This is a genomic window from Bradyrhizobium sp. UFLA05-108, assembly GCF_059803455.1.
Window position 1 is genome coordinate 66,684 of the sequence record NZ_JBANAZ010000041.1, and the last position, 17,342, is coordinate 84,025.

The window sequence follows — 17,342 nt, forward strand, 5'->3', positions numbered from 1 at the left end:
CGACCGGATGTGCGGAGTTGCCATATGACCGGACCATGGACAGTCGCATCGAATCCTCTTCGCTGGCCGGCACGACGCCGGACACCATCTCCATCGCCAACGTCAATCTCTCACTGGGTACGGGCGCGGCACGCGTTCACATTCTCAAGGATATCAGCCTTCGGGTCGGCCGTAGTGAAGCGATCGGCCTGATCGGCCCGTCAGGCTCGGGCAAATCCACGCTACTGATGGTGATGGCGGGGTTGGAGCGTCCTGATAGCGGAGAGGTGGTGGTCAGCGGCACGCCTTTCAATGCCCTCGACGAGGACGCGCTCGCCCGCTTCCGCGGCCGCGAGGTCGGCATTGTCTTCCAGTCGTTTCACCTGATCCCGACCATGACGGCGCTGGAGAACGTCGCGGTGCCGCTCGAGCTCGCCGGCAATCCGGATGCGGCCAAGCGCGCCGCGCAGGAGCTGCAATCGGTCGGGCTCGGCGATCGCCTGCATCACTATCCCTCGCAACTTTCCGGCGGCGAGCAGCAGCGTGTCGCGCTCGCCCGCGCGCTGGCGCCGGACCCTGCGATCCTGGTCGCCGACGAACCCACCGGCAATCTCGACGAAGCGACAGGCAAGCAGATCGTCGATCTCATCTTCGGCAAGCATGCCGAGCGCGGCATGACCCTGGTGCTGGTGACCCATGATTCCTCGCTCGCGCATCGCTGCGATCGCGTGATCCGCCTGCGCTCCGGGCGCATCGATACGCAATATTCCCAGCCATGACCCTCGCCGCCGAACCGTTCGCGCCAAAACCGTTCGCGCGAAGCGGCGCGGCCGCGCTGTCGCTGCGCTATGCGCTACGCGAACTGCGTGGAGGCCTGCGCGGCTTCTACGTCTTCATCGCCTGCATCGCGCTCGGCGTGATGGCGATTGCCGGTGTCGGCTCGGTCGCGGCGAGTCTCAGCGAGGGCTTGGCGCGCGAGGGACGTACGCTGCTCGGCGGCGACGCTTCGTTCGTGCTGTTCCAGCGCGAGGCAAAGCCAGAGGAGATCGCTTTCCTGCGTTCGCGCGGCACGGTGTCGACCGCCGCAACCTTGCGCGGCATGGCGCGCGCGGCCGACGGCAAGCTCGCGCTGGTCGAGATGAAGGCGGTCGACGGCAATTACCCGATGCTCGGCCAGTTGACGCTGACGCCGCAATTGCCGCTGTCCGATCTTCTGGCGCAGCGCGACGGCGCGTTCGGTGCCGCCGCGGATCCGACGCTGCTGGCGCGGCTTTCCCTTGGGAACGGCGACCACGTCACCATCGGCAATGCGACCTTCCAGATCCGCAGCGCGGTCGAGGCCGAGCCCGACAAGCTCGCCGGCGGCATCGGCTTCGGCCCGCGTTTCCTGATCAGCGAGCAAGCCTTGCGCGCCACCGGCTTGATCCAGCCCGGCAGCCTGGTGCGCTGGGTGTATCGCGTCAAACTGCCTGACAGTGCCAACAGCGAGCGCGCCACCGAGGCGTTTATCAGCGACGCCCGCAACGCGGCGCCGCAGGCTGGCTGGGAGATCCGCAGCCGCTCCAATGCATCGCCGCAACTCGAGCGCAATATCAGCCGCTTCACCCAGTTCCTGACGCTGGTCGGCCTCGCCGCCCTCTTGGTCGGAGGCGTCGGTGTCGCCAATGCCGTGAAGAGCCATATCGACCGCCGGCTCGAGGTCATTGCCGCGTTCAAGGCCGTTGGCGCCACCGGACGCGACGTGTTCGGCATTTATTTTGTGCAAGTCATCCTGCTCGCCGGGATCGGCTCGATGATCGGGCTCGCACTTGGCGCAGCGCTTCCCTTCGCCATCGTCGGCCTGTTCGGAAAGCTGTTGCCGCTGCCGGTGATTCCGGCCGTGCATGCCGACGAGCTGGCGCTCTCCTTCGTCTATGGCCTGCTCACCGCGCTCGCCTTCGGCTTGTGGCCGCTCGGACGCGTCCATGACGTGCCGGTGGCCGCGCTGTTTCGCGACACGATCAGCGCCGAATGGCACCGGCCGCGCTGGCGCTATCTCGCCTTCATGGCCGTGGTGGTCGCGCTGCTCGTCGCGGTCGTGATCGGGCTCTCCTTCGACAAGCGCATCGCCACGGTGTTCGTGCTCTCGTCTGTCGTGGTGTTTGCGGTGCTGCGCGGCATTGCAGGCCTCTTGATGACGATCGCGCGGCGATTGCCGCGCACACGGCTACCGATGCTGCGGCTCGCGATCGCCAACATCCACCGTCCCGGCGCGCTGACCCCGTCGGTGGTGCTGTCGCTGGGGCTGGGGCTCGCCGTGCTGGTCACCATCACTCAGATCGACGGCAATCTGCGCCGGCAGTTTCTCGCGGCGCTGCCGGATCGGGCGCCATCGTTCTACTTCATCGACATCCCGAGCGCGCAGGCCGAGCAGTTCGACGGCTATCTGCGCCAGATCGCGCCGGGGGCGAAAGTCGAGGACGTGCCGATGCTGCGCGGCCGCATCGTCGCCGCGCGCGGCGTCAAGGCCGAGGAGCTGAAGCCCGCGACCGACGCCGAATGGGTGCTGCAGAGCGACCGCGGCCTGACCTATACCAGCGAGCTGCCGAAGGGCTCCAAGGTGGTCGAGGGCGAATGGTGGAGCGCCGACTATTCCGGCCCCCCGCTGGTCTCGATGGAGAAGAAGATTGCCGACGGGCTCGGACTCAAGCTTGGCGACGAGGTCGTCGTCAACGTGCTCGGCCGCGACATCCCGGCGAAGATCAGCAATTTGCGCAACATCGACTGGCAGGGGCTCGGCATCAATTTCGTTCTGGTGTTCTCGCCCAATGCCTTCAAGGGCGCGCCACATACCCACATCGCGACGCTGACCGAGCAGGGCGGCGATGCCGCCGGCGACGGCAGGATCATCAAAGAGGTCGCCGACGCCTATCCGATGGTGACGAGCGTGCGGGTCCGCGAGGTCATGGAGACGGTCGGCTCGGTCGTCACCAATCTCACGCTCGCGATCCGCGGCGCCAGCGCGGTGACGTTGATCTCCGCCATCCTGGTGCTGGGCGGCGCGCTCGCCGCCGGCCATCGCCACCGGGTCTATGACGCCGTGATCCTGAAGACGCTGGGTGCAACGCGGCTGCGGCTGCTCGGCGCCTATGCGCTCGAATATCTCCTGATCGGGCTTGCCACCGCCGTGTTCGGCGTCATTGCGGGCAGCATCGCGGCCTGGATGATCGTGACCCGGCTGATGACGCTGAGTTTCGTCTGGCAGGCCGGCAGCGCGGCCGGCGTGGTCGCCTCCGCGCTCGTCGTCACGGTCGGACTCGGGCTTGCCGGCACGCTGCTGGCGTTGAACCAAAAGCCCGCCACGGTGTTGCGGAATTTGTGACAATTTGAAGCGGGTGGCTGCGCGGTACCCCAATCCCCCGGATTTTCGGGGTTAACGACGTCCGCGCGCCAGACTTGCGCCATGGCGACATTCAGCCGCGCGTGAACGCTTGCAGCGAATGTGTTAGTTTCCCACATATCGAGTGGGTGCGGATGCCCGATTGTTAGCCAAAATTAATGTCGGCAGGCATGGGTATCCGGGATAGAATTTTGACGACCCGGCGGCATCAACCCTTGTGCCGGCCGGCCAACCAATGGGAATTCGACCATGTCGGACCTAGACCGCAACTACGCTTCTCCTTTCGGCAGGGCCGCCGGGCGTGTCGACGCCGCGACGGTCGATGCTGGCCTGCGCGCATACATGCTGCGCATCTACAATTACATGAGCATCGGTCTGGCCATCACCGGCCTCGCCGCGCTCGGTGTCTACATGGCGGCCGTGACCAACGACCCGTCGGGCGCCGCCGCCAAGATCGGCAACGCGTTCCTGACGCCGTTCGGCTACGCGATGTTCGTCAGCCCGCTGAAATGGCTGTTCATCCTGGCGCCACTCGCCATGGTGTTCGTGATCTCGGCCGGCATCAACCGCCTGGCCCCCTCGACCGCCCAGATCCTGTTCTGGGTGTTCTCGGCGCTGATGGGCATCTCGCTGTCCTCGATCTTCCTGGTGTTCACGCACACCTCGATCGTGCGGGTGTTCTTCATCACCGCGGCCACCTTCGGCGCGCTGAGCCTCTACGGCTACACCACCAAGCGTGACATGACCGGGATGGGATCGTTCCTGTTCATGGGGCTGATCGGCATCATCATCGCAAGCCTCGTCAACCTGTTCCTGGCGAGCTCGGCGCTGCAGTTCATCGTGTCGGTGGGCGGCGTGCTGGTGTTCGCGGGCCTCACCGCCTGGGACACCCAGCGGCTGAAGAACGACTACATCTACGGCTACGCCTCGGCCGGCGGCGACATTGCCGAACGCGCGGCGATCACCGGTGCGCTGTCGCTGTATTTGAACTTCATCAACCTGTTCACGCTGCTGCTGCAGCTCCTCGGCCAGCGCGACTAGGCTCTGAGACGAGTGAACGACACGAACCCCGGCCGCAAGGCCGGGGTTTTTGTTTGGCTAGGAGCACGCCACACACCCACTGTCATCACCCGCGAAAGGCGAAAGCGGCTTCGCTCTTTCGGCAAACGCGCGGAGCCTTTAAGCTACCTCCATGTCCGCACCTGAAATCAGGCCCACAACCGAGGCCGACCTTCCCGCCATCACCGCCATCTACGAGCACGCCGTGCGCCACGGCACCGCGACGTTCGAGCTCGAACCGCCCGACCTCGCCGAGATGACGCGCCGCTACAAGGCACTGACGGATGGCGGCTATCCCTATTTCGTCGCCGAGCTCGATGGCCGCATCGCCGGTTACGCCTATGCTGGCGCCTACCGGCCGCGGCCGGCCTATCGCTTCACGGTGGAGAACTCGATCTATCTCGAGCCGTCATTCCATCGCCGCGGCATCGGCTCGGCGCTGTTGCAGCGGCTGCTCGTCGAATGCGAGGCGCGCGGCTTCCGCCAGATGATCGCCGTGATCGGCGATTCCGCCAATGCCGGCTCGATCGGCGTGCACACCAGCGCCGGCTTCAAGATGATCGGCACGCATCCCAATGTCGGCCTGAAGTTCGGCCGCTGGCTCGACACGGTGATGATGCAGCGCGACCTCGGCGAGGGCGCAACGAGCGTGCCGGAGAAGTAGGCCCGGATTCGTAGGGTGGGCAAAGCGGAGCGTGCCCACCTCTGGTGTCAAAAATCCGGGAGACAGAACTGGTGGGCACGGCGCAAGAGCGCCCTTGCCCACCCTACGCAGCAACGCTACGGCGGCTGCACGAGCGGCTAAACCACCGCGAGCTTCCGATCTATCACCAGCAACACGCGATCGAGCTCGTGGCCGCGGCGCAGGATCAGGCCGGTCGCCGAGATCACGCTGTACATGCCCTGCTTGCGCGCGAGCCGCGGGTCTTTCTCGATGCGGTAAAGCGGCACTTCGGAGGCGCGGCGATAGACCGAGAACACGGCGCGGTCTTTCAGGAAGTCGATGGCATAGTCCCGCCACTCGCCGTCGGCGACCATGCGGCCATAAAGGTTGAGGATGCGATGCAATTCGAGCCGGTTGAACGTCACCCGGCTCGGTTGGGAACCCGCAGCGGCGCTACGCGCCACTGCGCGCTGCTCGCTCGGATCGGCATCCTCCGACATCAGACTCATGCGAAGCGCCTCCTGTGGCGTTGACGGATGACCGGCGGTCGCGAAAGCGTCCTCGCCCCGCGGATCATGACAGTTACATGATTGCGCCAACCGCGGCCGGCCGCAAGAGGCGCCAACCGCGCGGCTGCACATCGCGCCGCAAACACACCTCCTGGCTGTGGAACTCGCTCGCGACATACCGTCACGGGATCGTTAGCAGGAATCATAGTCTCGCCTCTTTTCCGCCTAGCGCCTGCCGCCCTGCATTGCGAAAAGATTCGTGTGCGTTGGCCCGGTCCTTTCGGTTCCGGATTCCTCAGCCCCCAGCCCCCCGGGGTCGTCGGGATCGGGCCTGTTCGCACGAAGGAAGGACCAACGCGAGTTGGTCCTTTTTTGTTGTGTCGGGATGGTTCTGCGTTCCCTCATCCTGAGGAGCCGCGCCTTGCGCGGCGTCTCGAAGGATGAAGGCCCGGGTGCGGCAGCGCGGCCTACATGGTTCGAGACGGCGCTGGCGCGCCTCCTCACCATGAGGATCCAGAGAGACCGCTTGTCAGGAAAAATTCGAAGCTACGAGATCAATGCAGCGACGTGTACGCTGCGCCCAGCATGGGCCCGGGCTTCTCGCGACTGCCATCCTGGACATAGACCACCGCGCCGTCGACGCCCTCGCGCGATAGGTTCTCCAGCGGCACAGTCCAACTTTCCGAAGTGCCGTTCCAGTCACCGACCTTCAGCAGGTTACGCACCACGTTGTGGTAAGTGATCTGCTGCCCGCGGTTTTCGCCGCGTCCGATCGAGATCGGCACCGCTTTGGTGATCGAGCAGATCCAGACTTCACCATGCGAGACCGCTGCCTCCTTGCTCGCCGCCACCGAGACGTTGAGCTGCTTGCCTGCGAGAGACATCGACACCGGCACGCTCATCACGGTGTCGCTTTTCGCAGTCTTCGCGATCGCGCTCTCGATGCCGGCGCGGTCGCTGCCGATGACATGCGCCGAGCCGTTGACCACGACCTGCGGCGTGTAAACCTCGCGGTCGCCGCGCATGCGCGAATAGGCCCGCTGTCGCGCCGAGAAGCGTGAATCCGCCAGCGTGTCCTTCCAGCCGAGATAATCCCAGTAATCGATCGGCATGCTGAGTGCGATGATCGAGGGATCGTTCGAGAGTTCACCGATGATCTTGTCGGCGGGCGGACAGGACGAGCAGCCCTGAGAGGTGAAGAGTTCGACGACCGCGCGGGGATCGGCGTGGGCAGGACGGATGACCGCGATGATCGCGCAGACGCCCAGTGCACCTGACCAGATCGCACCGGACCATCGCGAAATCAGATTAGAGGCCATCATTGTCATGTTGAACGCTGCACACTTTAGCTGATGTCGAGGGGAAATCTCATTGCGAGTTGGTCACCGTAGTCTTACGGACAAATCCTGCGCGCGCAGTGCGCTCCGCATCGTCCGAGACGAAGATCTCTGCCCGGACGAGCCCATCTGGAACATACCGCAAACGAACAAAGGCGGCCCTTGATAGGCCGCCTTCGCTTAACGTTCTACTCACTTCGCAGTGAGCCATAGTTCACAAATCCGCGCTTACGCCGCGAGTTTGCGCAGGACGTAGTGCAGGATACCGCCGTTGCGATAGTAGTCGAGCTCGTCCAGCGTATCGATGCGGCAGAGCAGCGAAACGCGCTGCAGCGAGCCGTCGGCCGAGACGATCTCTGCGGTCAGCTTCTGGCGCGGCTTGAGGTCGCCGACGAGGCCGCGCAGCGTGACCTTCTCATCGCCCTTCAGGCCAAGCGACTGCCAGGAAGTGCCTTCCTCGAAGGTGAGCGGCAGCACGCCCATGCCGACCAGGTTGGAGCGATGGATGCGCTCGAAGCTCTGGCAGACCACGGCGCGAACGCCGAGCAGACGTGTGCCTTTCGCCGCCCAGTCGCGCGAGGAGCCGTTGCCGTATTCGGCGCCGGCGAACACCACCAGCGGCACGTTCTCCTGCTGATACTTCATCGCGGCGTCGTAGATCGACATCTGCTCGCCGTCGGGCCAGTGCTTTGTCAGGCCGCCTTCAGGGATGTTTCCATCCGCGCCCTTGAGCATGAAATTCTTGATGCGGATGTTGGCGAAGGTGCCGCGCATCATCACTTCATGATTGCCGCGCCGCGTGCCGTACTGGTTGAAGTCGGCGGGGCGCACCTGATGCTCGCTGAGATACTTGCCGGCCGGAGAAGTCAGCTTGATCGAGCCCGCCGGCGAGATGTGGTCGGTGGTGATCTTGTCGCCGAACATCGCGAGGATACGCGCCTCGACGATGTCGGTGACCGGCTCCGGCTCCTTCTTCATGCCTTCGAAGTACGGCGGATTCTGCACGTAGGTCGAGCTCATGTTCCAGCGATAGGTCTCGCTCTCGACCGTCTTGATCTTGCGCCAGTTGGTGTCGCCCTTGAACACGTCCGCATACTTCTTCTTGAAGATCGACGCGGTCACGAACTTCTTCATGAAGGCGTTGATCTCCTTGGTCGTCGGCCAGATGTCCTTGAGGTACACCGGCTTGCCGTCCTTGCCTTCGCCGAGCGGCTCGGTGGCGAGGTTCTTCGTGACGCTGCCGGCGAGCGCGTGGGCGACGACGAGCGGGGGCGAGGCGAGATAGTTCGCCTGCACGTCCGGCGAGACGCGGCCTTCGAAGTTGCGGTTGCCGGAGAGCACGGCGGCCGCGACGATGCCGTTGTCGTTGATCGACTTCGAGATCTCTTCCGGCAGCGGACCGGAATTGCCGATGCAGGTGGTGCAGCCGAAGCCGACCAGGTTGAAGCCGACCTTGTCGAGATCGGCCTGCAGGCCCGAATTGGCGAGATATTCGGCGACGACCTGGCTACCCGGCGCGAGCGAGGTCTTCACCCAGGGTTTTGCCTTCAGGCCCTTCTTGGCCGCGTTGCGCGCCAGCAGGCCCGCGCCGATCAGCACACTCGGATTCGAGGTGTTGGTGCAGGAGGTGATCGCCGCGATCACGACGTCGCCATGACCGAGCTCGAAGTTCTTGCCCTCGACTGCGTAGCGCTTCTCGGCATCATCGCCCTTCTTGTACTCGTTGGCCATCGCGAGGCTGAAGCCTTCCGACACGGAGGGCAGCGCGATGCGGCCTTCGGGACGCTTCGGACCGGCCATCGATGGCACGACGTCGCCGAGATCGAGCGTCAGCGTCTCCGTGAACACCGGATCCGCCGACTTGGCGGTGCGGAACAGGCCCTGCGCCTTGGCATAGGCCTGCACCAGCGCGACGCGCGGTGCGGCACGGCCGGAGGTCTTGAGGTAATCGATCGCGGCGGCATCGACCGGGAAGAAGCCGCAGGTCGCGCCGTATTCGGGCGCCATGTTGCCGATCGTGGCCTTGTCGGCGACCGAGAGGTTATCGAGGCCGGGACCGAAGAACTCGACGAACTTGCCGACGACGCCGAGCTTGCGCAGCATCTGCGTGACCGTCAGCACGAGATCGGTCGCGGTGACGCCTTCCTTCAGCGAGCCCTTCAGCTTGAAGCCGACCACGTTCGGCAGCAGCATCGACAACGGCTGGCCGAGCATGCAGGCCTCAGCCTCGATGCCGCCGACGCCCCAGCCGAGCACGGCGAGGCCATTGACCATGGTGGTGTGGGAATCAGTGCCGACCAGCGAGTCGGGATAGGCCACCTCGAACGTGCCGGTCTTCTTGCCGACCGTCATCTTCTCTTTCTTGGTCCAGACGGTCTGGGCGAGATATTCGAGATTGACCTGGTGGCAGATGCCGGTGCCAGGCGGCACCACGGAGAAGTTCGAGAACGCCTTCTGGCCCCACTTCAGGAATTCGTAGCGCTCCTGGTTCTGCTTGTATTCCTCGGTGACGTTCTTGGCGAAGGCCTTGTTGTCGCCGAAGAAGTTCACGATCACGGAGTGGTCGATGACGAGATCGACCGGCACCAGCGGGTTGATCTTCTCGGCATCGCCGCCGAGCTTCTGCATCGCGTTGCGCATTGCGGCGAGGTCGACCACCGCCGGAACGCCGGTGAAATCCTGCATCAGCACGCGGGCCGGGCGGAAGGCGATCTCATGCTCCAGCGATTTTTTGCGCAACCACTTCGAGACGGCGACGATGTCCTCTTTCTTGACCGAACGGCCGTCCTCGTTGCGCAGCAGGTTCTCGAGCAGGACCTTCATCGAATAAGGGAGCTTGGAAATCCCCTTCAGACCATTCTTCTCGGCGGTCGGCAGGCTGTAATAGACATAGGTCTTGGCGCCGACCTTGAGGGTCTTTTTGCATTTGAAGCTGTCGAGCGAGGTCATGTAGGAAATCCCAATTGTTAGTTATACCCGGCAGAGGGTACTTTAACACCGTCAGCGAATCCGGCTGGGTCGCTTGCAGGAGCGAGTGGAGTGCTGCATCAAGTTCCGGGCTTATAGAAGCTTTCTAACCGCACCGCCACAAGGACGATCGTGCCGCAGCAATCCGGGAGCCTCAAATTCTGCTGCGCTACCCCAAGTTTTCTTGAGGGCCACCGGTGAAGGGGGCGACCAGAGGTGACATGCAGCTCTCAGGGCGTGGCATCAGATGCGTGCGGGGCGGCCGCGAGGTGTTTGCCGGCCTCGATTTTGTGGCCGCCTCCGGCGAGGCGCTGGCGGTTGTAGGGCGCAACGGCTCCGGCAAGACGTCGCTGCTGCGGCTGATTGCGGGGCTGCTGATTCCGGCCGGCGGCACGATCGAGCTTTCCGGCGGCGACACCGAGCTGAGCCTGGCCGAACAGTGCCATTATCTCGGCCACCGCGACGCGCTGAAGCCGGCGCTGAGCGTGGCGGAAAATCTCGCATTTTGGGCCGACTTTCTGGGCGGCGAGCGCTTCGACGGGGCGATGAGCCTGTCGACCGTCGGCCTCGACCATGCCACCCATCTGCCGGCCGCTTTCCTCTCTGCCGGCCAGCGCCGCCGCCTGTCACTGGCCCGCCTGCTGACGGTCCACCGCCCGGTCTGGCTGCTGGACGAGCCAACCACCGCGCTCGATGGCGCCGGCCAGGACATGTTTTGCGGGTTGATGAGGCAGCACCTGGAGCGCGGGGGAATGATCATCGCCGCCACTCACATGCCGCTGGGGATCGACTCACGGGAGCTGCGGATCGGGGGTGCGGCGTGAGGATGGCCGACCCTCAGCTTTTCGAACGGCCGGGCGCGGCTCTCGCACCCGGGAAGCAGCCGTCGCCGCGGGCTCCCTCGCCTCTCCCCCTTGCGGGAGAGGTCGGCGCGCAGCGCCGGGTGAGGGTTCTCTCCTCTGGGGGAGTCTCCGTTGTCGAGACACCCTCTCCCCGACCCTCCCCCGCAAGCGGGGGAGGGAGCGCACCGCCTTTGGGGTACGATGGGAGCCGCCCATGACCGCCCTCTCCGCCCTGATCCGCCGGGACATCCGCATCGCGCTCCGCGTCGGCGGCGGGGCGTTGATTGGAGTGCTGTTTTTCCTGACCGTGGTGGTGCTGATGCCGTTTGCGGTGGGGCCCGATCTGGCGCTGTTGTCGCGGCTGGGGCCGGCGATCCTGTGGCTCGGGGCGCTGCTCGCGAGCCTGCTGACCCTCGACCGTCTGTTCATGGCCGACCACGAGGACGGCTCACTCGACCTGATCACGATGAGCCGGACGCCACTGGAACTCGCCTGCGCCGCCAAGGCGCTGGCGCATTGGCTGGCCGCGGGCCTGCCGCTGATCGTCGCAACCCCCGTGCTCGGCCTCCTGCTCAATCTCGACATGGTCGCAACCGGCGCGGTGGCCCTGACGCTGCTGGCGGGAACGCCGGCCCTGACCTTCACCGGCATGATCGGCGCGGCACTGGCGGTGACGCTGCATCGCGGCGGGCTGCTGATGGCCGTTCTCGTGCTGCCGCTGTCAATTCCGGTGCTGATCTTCGGCGTCGCGGCCTCCCAGGCGGTGATCGTCGGGCCAATGTCATTCGGCGCGCCGTTCTCGATCCTGTGCGCGCTGTCGCTGGTCAGCCTGGTGATCGGCCCCTTCGCGGCCGCCGCAAGCCTCCGGCACGGGCTGGACTGATCTTGACCCCGATCAACTTTCGCTTCGCACTTTCGTGCTGATTGCCTGCGGCCCCTCGCCATGATTATCAGGTGACCATGACACTGATCGACCTCGCCAACCCCTCGCGGTTCCTTGCGCTGACGGCGCGCGTGCTGCCGTGGCTTGCGGCGGCGACCGTGATCCTGCTCGCGCTTGGCCTCTATCAATCGGCGCTGGCGCCCGACGATTATCAGCAGGGCGCTACCGTGAAGATCATGTTCATCCACGTGCCCAATGCGTGGCTGTCGATGTTCGTCTGGGGCGTGATGAGCGTGGCCTCGCTCGGCACGCTGGTGTGGCGGCACCCGCTCGCCGACGTCGCCGCGAAGGCCGCCGCGCCGATCGGCGCTGCCTTCACGTTCCTCGCGCTGCTGACCGGCTCGCTATGGGGCCGGCCGATGTGGGGCACCTATTGGGAATGGGACGCACGGCTGACCTCGGTGCTGATCCTGTTCCTGATGTATCTCGGCCTGATGGCGCTGTGGCGCGCGGTCGAGGATCCCTCGCGCGCGGCGCGCGCCGCTGCGGTGCTGACACTGGTCGGCGCGATCAACCTGCCGATCATCAAATTCTCAGTCGATTGGTGGAATACGCTGCATCAACCCGCCTCGGTGATGCGCATGGGCGGCTCGACGCTCGACAAATCGTTCCTGATTCCCTTGCTGGTGATGGCGGTCGCGTTCACGTTTTTGTTCATCACGCTGCACCTGGCGGCGATGCGCAACGAGATCCTGCGACGCCGCGTCCGCTCCCTGCAAATGATGCAGGCGAGCCGCATAGCGTTTTCGAACGAGTTGAGCACCGGTTCGCGTGAAGGAAACGCGTCAAACGAAATTGGGGCCGCATAACATGGCGCTCGGCCCCTACGCATCCTTCATCGTGACATCCTATCTCGCCGCAGCCATCGTGGTGGCGATCCTGATCGGCTGGATCCTGATCGACTATCGCAACCAGACAGAGCGCCTGCGCGAGCTCGAAAAGAGCGGCGTCATCCGACGCTCGGGCCGAAGCGCGACGGAGTTGCGATGAGCGAGCAGTCGACCTCGGCCACGCCGGCGCGCAGCGCCTTCCTGGTGATGCTGCCGCTGATCGCCTTCATCGGCCTTGCGCTGCTGTTCTGGGTCCGGCTCGGCAGCGGCGATCCCTCGCGCATTCCCTCTGCACTCATCGGCCGGCCGGCGCCGCAGACCACGCTGCCGCAGCTCGACGGCCTGCAAGTGGGCGGCGCGCAGGTGCCGGGACTCGACCCGGCTGCGTTCATCGGCAAGGTCAGCCTGGTCAATGTCTGGGCCTCCTGGTGCGTGCCCTGTCACGACGAGGCGCCGCTCTTGACCGAGCTTGCCAAGGACAAGCGCTTCCAGCTCGTCGGCATCAATTACAAGGACACGCCCGACAATGCGCGCCGCTTCCTCGGCCGCTACGGCAATCCGTTCGGCGTCGTCGGCACGGATGCCAATGGCCGCACCTCGATCGAATGGGGTGTCTACGGCGTGCCGGAAACCTTCGTCGTCGGGCGCGAAGGCAAGATCGCCTACAAGCTGGTCGGCCCGATCACGCGGGAGAATTTGCAGAGCGTGCTGCTGCCGCAGCTCGAGAAGGCGTTGAAGACGGGAAGCTGACGCCGTCGTCAGTGCGAGTGAGAATCCAACCCCGCATACCCGCTGTCATGCCCCCGGCTTGAGTGATCTGTCCGGTCTAAACACTTGACCGGACCATCCAGTACGCCGCGGCTTATCGATTCACCACGGACGTCTCAGAGTACTGGATCGCCCGATCAAGTCGGGCGATGACGGTTGAATGTGTGGCCAGCCTACCGCTTCCGCACATCTCCCGCTTCGGCCTCGCTCGCCTCCAGCGACACTGGCGCAATGTGGTAACGCTTGGTCAGCGGCATCTGCGCGATCGCGAAGATCATCGTCAGCGGCGTCACGCCGAAAACCTTGAAGTTGACCCAGAAGTCCGTGCTCTGGGTGCGCCAGACGATTTCGTTGAGCACCGCCATGCCGGCGAAGAACAGCGCCCAGCGGAAGGTCAGGATGCGCCAGCCCTGCGGCGTCAGGTTGAACATCTGGTCGAACATGATGGCGATGAAGGAGCGGCCGAACAACAGTCCGCCGCCGAGCACCGCTGCGAACAGGCCGTAGATGATGGTCGGCTTGACCTTGATGAAGGTCTCGTCGTGCAGCACCAGTGTCAGCGTGCCGAACACCAGCACGATCGCGCCGGTGACCAGCGCCATGATCGGCACGTGGCGAGTCACCACGTAGGAAGCGATGATCGCCGCCACGATTGCGACCATGAACGCGCCGGTCGCCGCGAACAGGTTGAATCTTGAATTCACGAAGAAGAACACGAGCAGCGGGCCGAGCTCGGTTGCCAGCTTGAACAGCGGATGCGGCTGGGTCTTGTCCATTTCAACTCTCAATTCCGGCGATCGCGCGGGCAAAATCGCGCGCGGTGAACGGCGCGAGATCGTCGACGCCTTCGCCGACGCCGATGAAATGCACCGGCAGTTTGAATTTCTCGGCGAGCGCCACCAGAATTCCGCCGCGCGCGGTGCCGTCGAGCTTCGTCATCACGAGCCCCGTGACCCCAGCGGTGCGGTGGAACGCCTCGACCTGCGACAGCGCGTTCTGACCGACGGTGGCGTCCAGCACCAGGAGCACCGCATGCGGCGCCGAGCTATCTACCTTGCGGATCACGCGCACGACCTTTTCAAGCTCGTTCATCAGCTCGGCCTTGTTCTGCAAGCGGCCTGCGGTGTCGATCAGGAGCACGTCAGTTCCCTGCTCCTTCGCCGCCGTCAGCGCATTGAAGGCGAGGCTAGCCGAATCCGAACCTTGCGCGCCTGATATGACCGGCGTCCTGGTGCGCTCGCCCCAGATCTTGAGCTGCTCGATTGCGGCTGCACGAAACGTATCGCCGGCCGCCAGCATCACCTTGCGGCCTTCGGAGGCGAATTTCGCGGACAGCTTGCCGATGGTCGTGGTCTTGCCGGAGCCGTTGACGCCGACCACGAGGATGACGAAGGGCTTTTTCACCGCATCGATCTCGAGCGCTTTTGCAACCGGAACCAGCACCTTCTCGACCTCGGTGGCGACGACGTCCTTCACCTCATCCGCCGAGATCGCCTTGTCGTAGCGTCCCGCACCGACCGCGTCCGCGATGCGCACCGAAACCTCGGTGCCGAGGTCGGCGCGCAGCAGCACGTCCTCGATGTCGTCGAGCATGGCGCGGTCGAGCTTGCGCTTGGTGACGAGGTCGGCGACCGCGGTCCCGAGCGAGGCCGACGTGCGCTTGAGCCCGTTGGACAGGCGGCGCCACCAGCTCAGTTTGGGGGTGTCGGTGGTATCGTTCATGATGGCGTGTTAGCCGTTCCGGCTCCTAAACGAAAGTCTCCAACGAAAGTCCTGATATTGCTCGATGTTCCCGAGTTGACCGCGGATGAAATTCTGGCGCGCGTGCTTCACCGCGACGGGCTGATGCTGGTGATCGACAAGCCGGCAGGCCTCCCCGTGCATCGCGGCCCCAAGGGCGGGGCCAACCTGGAAGCTTCCTTCGATGCGCTGCGATTCGGCCTGCCACGGCCGCCGGTGCTGGCCCACCGGCTGGACAAGGACACCTCGGGCTGCCTGGTACTTGGGCGCCATCGCAAGGCCACCGCCTCGCTCGGCCTGTTGTTCAAGCACGGCAAGATCGGCAAGACCTATTGGGCCGTGGTCGAGGGCGGGCCGGCCGAGGACGAAGGCACGATCGACTTACCTCTCGGCCGCCTCAATGCCGAGCGCGGCTGGTGGCAGAAGCCGGACCCGGAAGGCCAGAAAGCGATCACCAACTGGATGGTGATGGGCCGCGGCGAGGGCCTGACCTGGCTCGCCATGGAACCGGTTACCGGCCGCACCCATCAATTGCGGGTACATTGCGCGGCGCAGGGCTGGCCGATCGTCGGCGACAACATCTACGGCAATGGCCCGCGCTTCGGCGAGCCACGGCTGCATCTGCATTCGCGCGAGATCGTGGTCCCGATCTCCCGCAACAAGGAGCCAGTGCACGTCCTCGCGCCGGCGCCGCCGCACATGCAGGAGCGGCTCAGGACCTGTGGCTGGAACGGGGAAGGGGAATAAGCGCCCCGGTCGTTCACCTCTCCCGCTTGCGGGAGAGGTCGGCGCGGAGCGCCGGGTGAGGGCTCTCTCCTCTTGGGGGTTCACGATTGCGGAGACACCCTCTCCCCACCCCTCTCCCGCAAGCGGGAGAGGGAGCGCAGTTCCTCCGCGGCGACATCTCGCTGAAGCTACTCGGCCGCAGCCATCCCACCGATGGTTTACGAAACGTTCAGTGCTCGCCTCTAATGATAGCGGTTGCTTAGAACAAGCTTCTTCGAACCGGCTCAGGACGAGCAACGCTTCATGCCGCAGGCCCAGCCATCGATCATCGACGAAGTCGAAGGTGCGATTCGCGCCGGCTCGGACGAGAAGCGTCTGGAAACGGCGCGGCGCGTCACCGACCTGTTCCTGTCCTCCGCCGGCAGCTTCAATGACGAGCAGATTGCGCTGTTCGACGACGTGCTCGAGCGGCTGATCAAGACCATCGAGCTGCGCTCGATCGCCGACATGGGCGCGCGCGTCGCGCTCGCCGAGATCAGCGCGCAGCTTGCACCGGTCGCACAAGCGCCGCCGTCCGTGATCCGCCGCCTTGCCGGCAATGACGAGATCAGGATCGCCGGCCCCGTGCTTCAGGAATCGGCCCGCCTCGACGAGGCCGAATTGCTCAACATTGCGGCCACCAAGGGCGAGCAGCATCTGCTCGCGGTCGCCGGCCGCTGGTGGCTGAAGGAAATCGTCACCGACGCGCTTCTGGCACGCCGCTATCCGAGCGTCAGCCGACGCCTTGCCGCCAATCCCGGCGCCCGGCTTTCTGCGAGCGGCTTTGCCGTCATCGTCGGGCAGGCCGAACAGGACCCCGAACTGACCGTGAGCGTCGGCGTGCGCGTCGATCTGCCCTCGGACCTGCGCCGACAATTGCTGCGCTCGGCGACCGACGCGGTTCGCACGCGCCTGTTGTCACGCGCCCCGCCGCATCTGTTCGAAGAGATCCAGAACGCCATCGCGAGCGTCGCCACCGGCGTCGATCGCGAGATGTCGGGGATCCGTGATTTCGTCGGCGCCAGACGCGCCGTCGCAAAGCTCAAGGAGACCGGCCAGCTCAACGAGGCAACACTGCTCGGCTTTGCCGCGCAGCGACGCTATGAGGAAACCGTCGCTGCGCTGGCAGCATTATCCGGCTCCACCGTCGAGGTGATCCGGCCCTTGATGCAGAGCCTGCGCGATGACGGCCTGCTGGTGCCCTGCCGAGCGGCGCTGCTGAGCTGGGAGACCACCAGCGTCGTGCTGGAAAGCCGCTACGCCACCGGCAAGATGAAGCCCGCCGATCTTGCGAAGGCGAGGGGCCATTTTGGACGAATGACACCGGAGAATGCCCGGCGTACCCTGAGATTCTGGCAGGTGCGGGCGTCGTAGGCCGGGCATTTGGCAGCGCGTTGCGTCGAATCTTCGGTGTCGTGCTGGCGAAAGCCAGGACGACGTTGGGAATGTAGGCGATCACCAACGTCGACGGTGTCATCACCCGGAAAGCGGGTGATCCAGATGCTATGGGGTAAGCGGCGACTGGGGTAAGCGGCGGTGAGGGTGTGGACACCCCTCGAA

General features: G+C 64.9%; 16 protein-coding genes. 11 read left to right on the plus strand and 5 right to left on the minus strand.

The features are described 5' to 3' along the window. Nucleotides 1-35 precede the first annotated feature (35 nt). From SO140_RS27345 to SO140_RS27360, 4 genes are all read left to right on the plus strand, one after another. Nucleotides 36-758 carry an ABC transporter ATP-binding protein gene (locus tag SO140_RS27345; protein WP_449380580.1) on the plus strand — a complete coding sequence of 241 codons (723 nt, stop codon included), beginning with the start codon at nt 36-38 and terminating at the stop codon, nt 756-758. After that, complete coding sequence (locus SO140_RS27350; protein WP_449380579.1) at nt 755-3,340, plus strand: ABC transporter permease; 2,586 nt, start codon at nt 755-757, stop codon at nt 3,338-3,340. Before SO140_RS27345 ends, SO140_RS27350 begins: the two co-directional genes overlap by 4 nt. Nucleotides 3,341-3,607: 267 nt before the next feature. After that, nucleotides 3,608-4,399: a Bax inhibitor-1/YccA family protein gene (locus SO140_RS27355; protein ID WP_449380578.1), complete on the plus strand. Its 792-nt coding sequence runs from the start codon at nt 3,608-3,610 to the stop codon at nt 4,397-4,399. 151 nt (nt 4,400-4,550) lie between these two features. Next, complete coding sequence (locus tag SO140_RS27360) at nt 4,551-5,081, plus strand: GNAT family N-acetyltransferase (RefSeq protein ID WP_449380577.1); 531 nt, start codon at nt 4,551-4,553, stop codon at nt 5,079-5,081. Between the two features lie 137 nt (nt 5,082-5,218). Here SO140_RS27360 and SO140_RS27365 read toward each other — a convergent pair whose 3' ends face one another. The 3 genes from SO140_RS27365 to acnA all read right to left on the minus strand — a co-directional run bounded on the left by SO140_RS27365 (nt 5,219) and on the right by acnA (nt 9,876). Then, entirely contained in the window at nt 5,219-5,590 is a 372-nt protein-coding gene (locus SO140_RS27365; RefSeq protein WP_449380576.1) for a DUF2794 domain-containing protein, read from the minus strand. 554 nt (nt 5,591-6,144) lie between these two features. Further along, on the minus strand, nt 6,145-6,918 hold the full coding sequence (locus SO140_RS27370; RefSeq protein WP_449380575.1) for a DUF1223 domain-containing protein: 774 nt from the start codon (nt 6,916-6,918) through the stop codon (nt 6,145-6,147). A 237-nt stretch (nt 6,919-7,155) separates the two neighbouring features. After that, nucleotides 7,156-9,876: an aconitate hydratase AcnA gene (acnA, locus tag SO140_RS27375; protein WP_449380574.1), complete on the minus strand. Its 2,721-nt coding sequence runs from the start codon at nt 9,874-9,876 to the stop codon at nt 7,156-7,158. Nucleotides 9,877-10,115: 239 nt separating this feature from the next. Here acnA and ccmA point away from each other — a divergent pair, with 239 nt between their 5' ends. The 5 genes from ccmA to SO140_RS27400 all read left to right on the plus strand — a co-directional run bounded on the left by ccmA (nt 10,116) and on the right by SO140_RS27400 (nt 13,259). Continuing rightward, a complete protein-coding gene (gene ccmA / locus SO140_RS27380) occupies nt 10,116-10,718 on the plus strand; it encodes a heme ABC exporter ATP-binding protein CcmA (RefSeq protein ID WP_449380573.1) in 603 nt (200 codons plus the stop codon). Between the two features lie 232 nt (nt 10,719-10,950). Then, nucleotides 10,951-11,619, plus strand: coding sequence for a heme exporter protein CcmB (ccmB, locus tag SO140_RS27385; RefSeq protein ID WP_011083299.1), 669 nt, complete (start codon nt 10,951-10,953; stop codon nt 11,617-11,619). A 77-nt stretch (nt 11,620-11,696) separates the two neighbouring features. Further along, entirely contained in the window at nt 11,697-12,488 is a 792-nt protein-coding gene (locus SO140_RS27390; RefSeq protein ID WP_449380572.1) for a heme ABC transporter permease, read from the plus strand. A gap of 1 nt (nt 12,489) precedes the next feature. Beyond that, on the plus strand, nt 12,490-12,669 hold the full coding sequence (gene ccmD / locus SO140_RS27395; protein WP_449380571.1) for a heme exporter protein CcmD: 180 nt from the start codon (nt 12,490-12,492) through the stop codon (nt 12,667-12,669). Next, complete coding sequence (locus SO140_RS27400; RefSeq protein ID WP_449380570.1) at nt 12,666-13,259, plus strand: DsbE family thiol:disulfide interchange protein; 594 nt, start codon at nt 12,666-12,668, stop codon at nt 13,257-13,259. The genes ccmD and SO140_RS27400 overlap by 4 nt, the downstream gene beginning before the upstream one ends. A 191-nt stretch (nt 13,260-13,450) precedes the next feature. Here the strand turns inward: SO140_RS27400 and SO140_RS27405 are convergent, their stop codons facing one another. Both SO140_RS27405 and ftsY read right to left on the minus strand, forming a co-directional pair. Continuing rightward, the gene (locus SO140_RS27405; protein WP_027523529.1) at nt 13,451-14,053 is read right to left on the minus strand and encodes a septation protein A; all 603 of its coding nucleotides are present in this window, start codon (nt 14,051-14,053) and stop codon (nt 13,451-13,453) included. Between the two features lies 1 nt (nt 14,054). Continuing rightward, on the minus strand, nt 14,055-14,999 hold the full coding sequence (gene ftsY, locus SO140_RS27410; protein ID WP_449380569.1) for a signal recognition particle-docking protein FtsY: 945 nt from the start codon (nt 14,997-14,999) through the stop codon (nt 14,055-14,057). A gap of 57 nt (nt 15,000-15,056) precedes the next feature. On the opposite strand from ftsY, the gene SO140_RS27415 reads away from it, so the two are divergent. Both SO140_RS27415 and SO140_RS27420 read left to right on the plus strand, forming a co-directional pair. Next, nucleotides 15,057-15,764 (plus strand): RluA family pseudouridine synthase, encoded by a 708-nt coding sequence (locus tag SO140_RS27415; RefSeq protein ID WP_449380568.1) that lies wholly within the window; start codon nt 15,057-15,059, stop codon nt 15,762-15,764. A 282-nt stretch (nt 15,765-16,046) separates the two neighbouring features. After that, nucleotides 16,047-17,156, plus strand: a complete 1,110-nt coding sequence (locus SO140_RS27420) for a DUF2336 domain-containing protein (RefSeq protein WP_449380567.1) — start codon at nt 16,047-16,049, stop codon at nt 17,154-17,156. The last annotated feature ends 186 nt before the right edge of the window (nt 17,157-17,342 follow it).

What these genes read in the sequence shown, in the direction of transcription:
- SO140_RS27345 (WP_449380580.1), top strand. Translation starts at nt 36, where the DNA reads ATGGACAGTCGCATCGAATCCTCTTCGCTGGCCGGCACGACGCCGGAC.
- SO140_RS27350 (WP_449380579.1), top strand. Translation starts at nt 755, where the DNA reads ATGACCCTCGCCGCCGAACCGTTCGCGCCAAAACCGTTCGCGCGAAGC.
- SO140_RS27355 (WP_449380578.1), top strand. Translation starts at nt 3,608, where the DNA reads ATGTCGGACCTAGACCGCAACTACGCTTCTCCTTTCGGCAGGGCCGCC.
- SO140_RS27360 (WP_449380577.1), top strand. Translation starts at nt 4,551, where the DNA reads ATGTCCGCACCTGAAATCAGGCCCACAACCGAGGCCGACCTTCCCGCC.
- SO140_RS27365 (WP_449380576.1), bottom strand. Translation starts at nt 5,590, where the DNA reads ATGAGTCTGATGTCGGAGGATGCCGATCCGAGCGAGCAGCGCGCAGTG.
- SO140_RS27370 (WP_449380575.1), bottom strand. Translation starts at nt 6,918, where the DNA reads ATGACAATGATGGCCTCTAATCTGATTTCGCGATGGTCCGGTGCGATC.
- acnA (WP_449380574.1), bottom strand. Translation starts at nt 9,876, where the DNA reads ATGACCTCGCTCGACAGCTTCAAATGCAAAAAGACCCTCAAGGTCGGC.
- ccmA (WP_449380573.1), top strand. Translation starts at nt 10,116, where the DNA reads ATGCAGCTCTCAGGGCGTGGCATCAGATGCGTGCGGGGCGGCCGCGAG.
- ccmB (WP_011083299.1), top strand. Translation starts at nt 10,951, where the DNA reads ATGACCGCCCTCTCCGCCCTGATCCGCCGGGACATCCGCATCGCGCTC.
- SO140_RS27390 (WP_449380572.1), top strand. Translation starts at nt 11,697, where the DNA reads ATGACACTGATCGACCTCGCCAACCCCTCGCGGTTCCTTGCGCTGACG.
- ccmD (WP_449380571.1), top strand. Translation starts at nt 12,490, where the DNA reads ATGGCGCTCGGCCCCTACGCATCCTTCATCGTGACATCCTATCTCGCC.
- SO140_RS27400 (WP_449380570.1), top strand. Translation starts at nt 12,666, where the DNA reads ATGAGCGAGCAGTCGACCTCGGCCACGCCGGCGCGCAGCGCCTTCCTG.
- SO140_RS27405 (WP_027523529.1), bottom strand. Translation starts at nt 14,053, where the DNA reads ATGGACAAGACCCAGCCGCATCCGCTGTTCAAGCTGGCAACCGAGCTC.
- ftsY (WP_449380569.1), bottom strand. Translation starts at nt 14,999, where the DNA reads ATGAACGATACCACCGACACCCCCAAACTGAGCTGGTGGCGCCGCCTG.
- SO140_RS27420 (WP_449380567.1), top strand. Translation starts at nt 16,047, where the DNA reads ATGCCGCAGGCCCAGCCATCGATCATCGACGAAGTCGAAGGTGCGATT.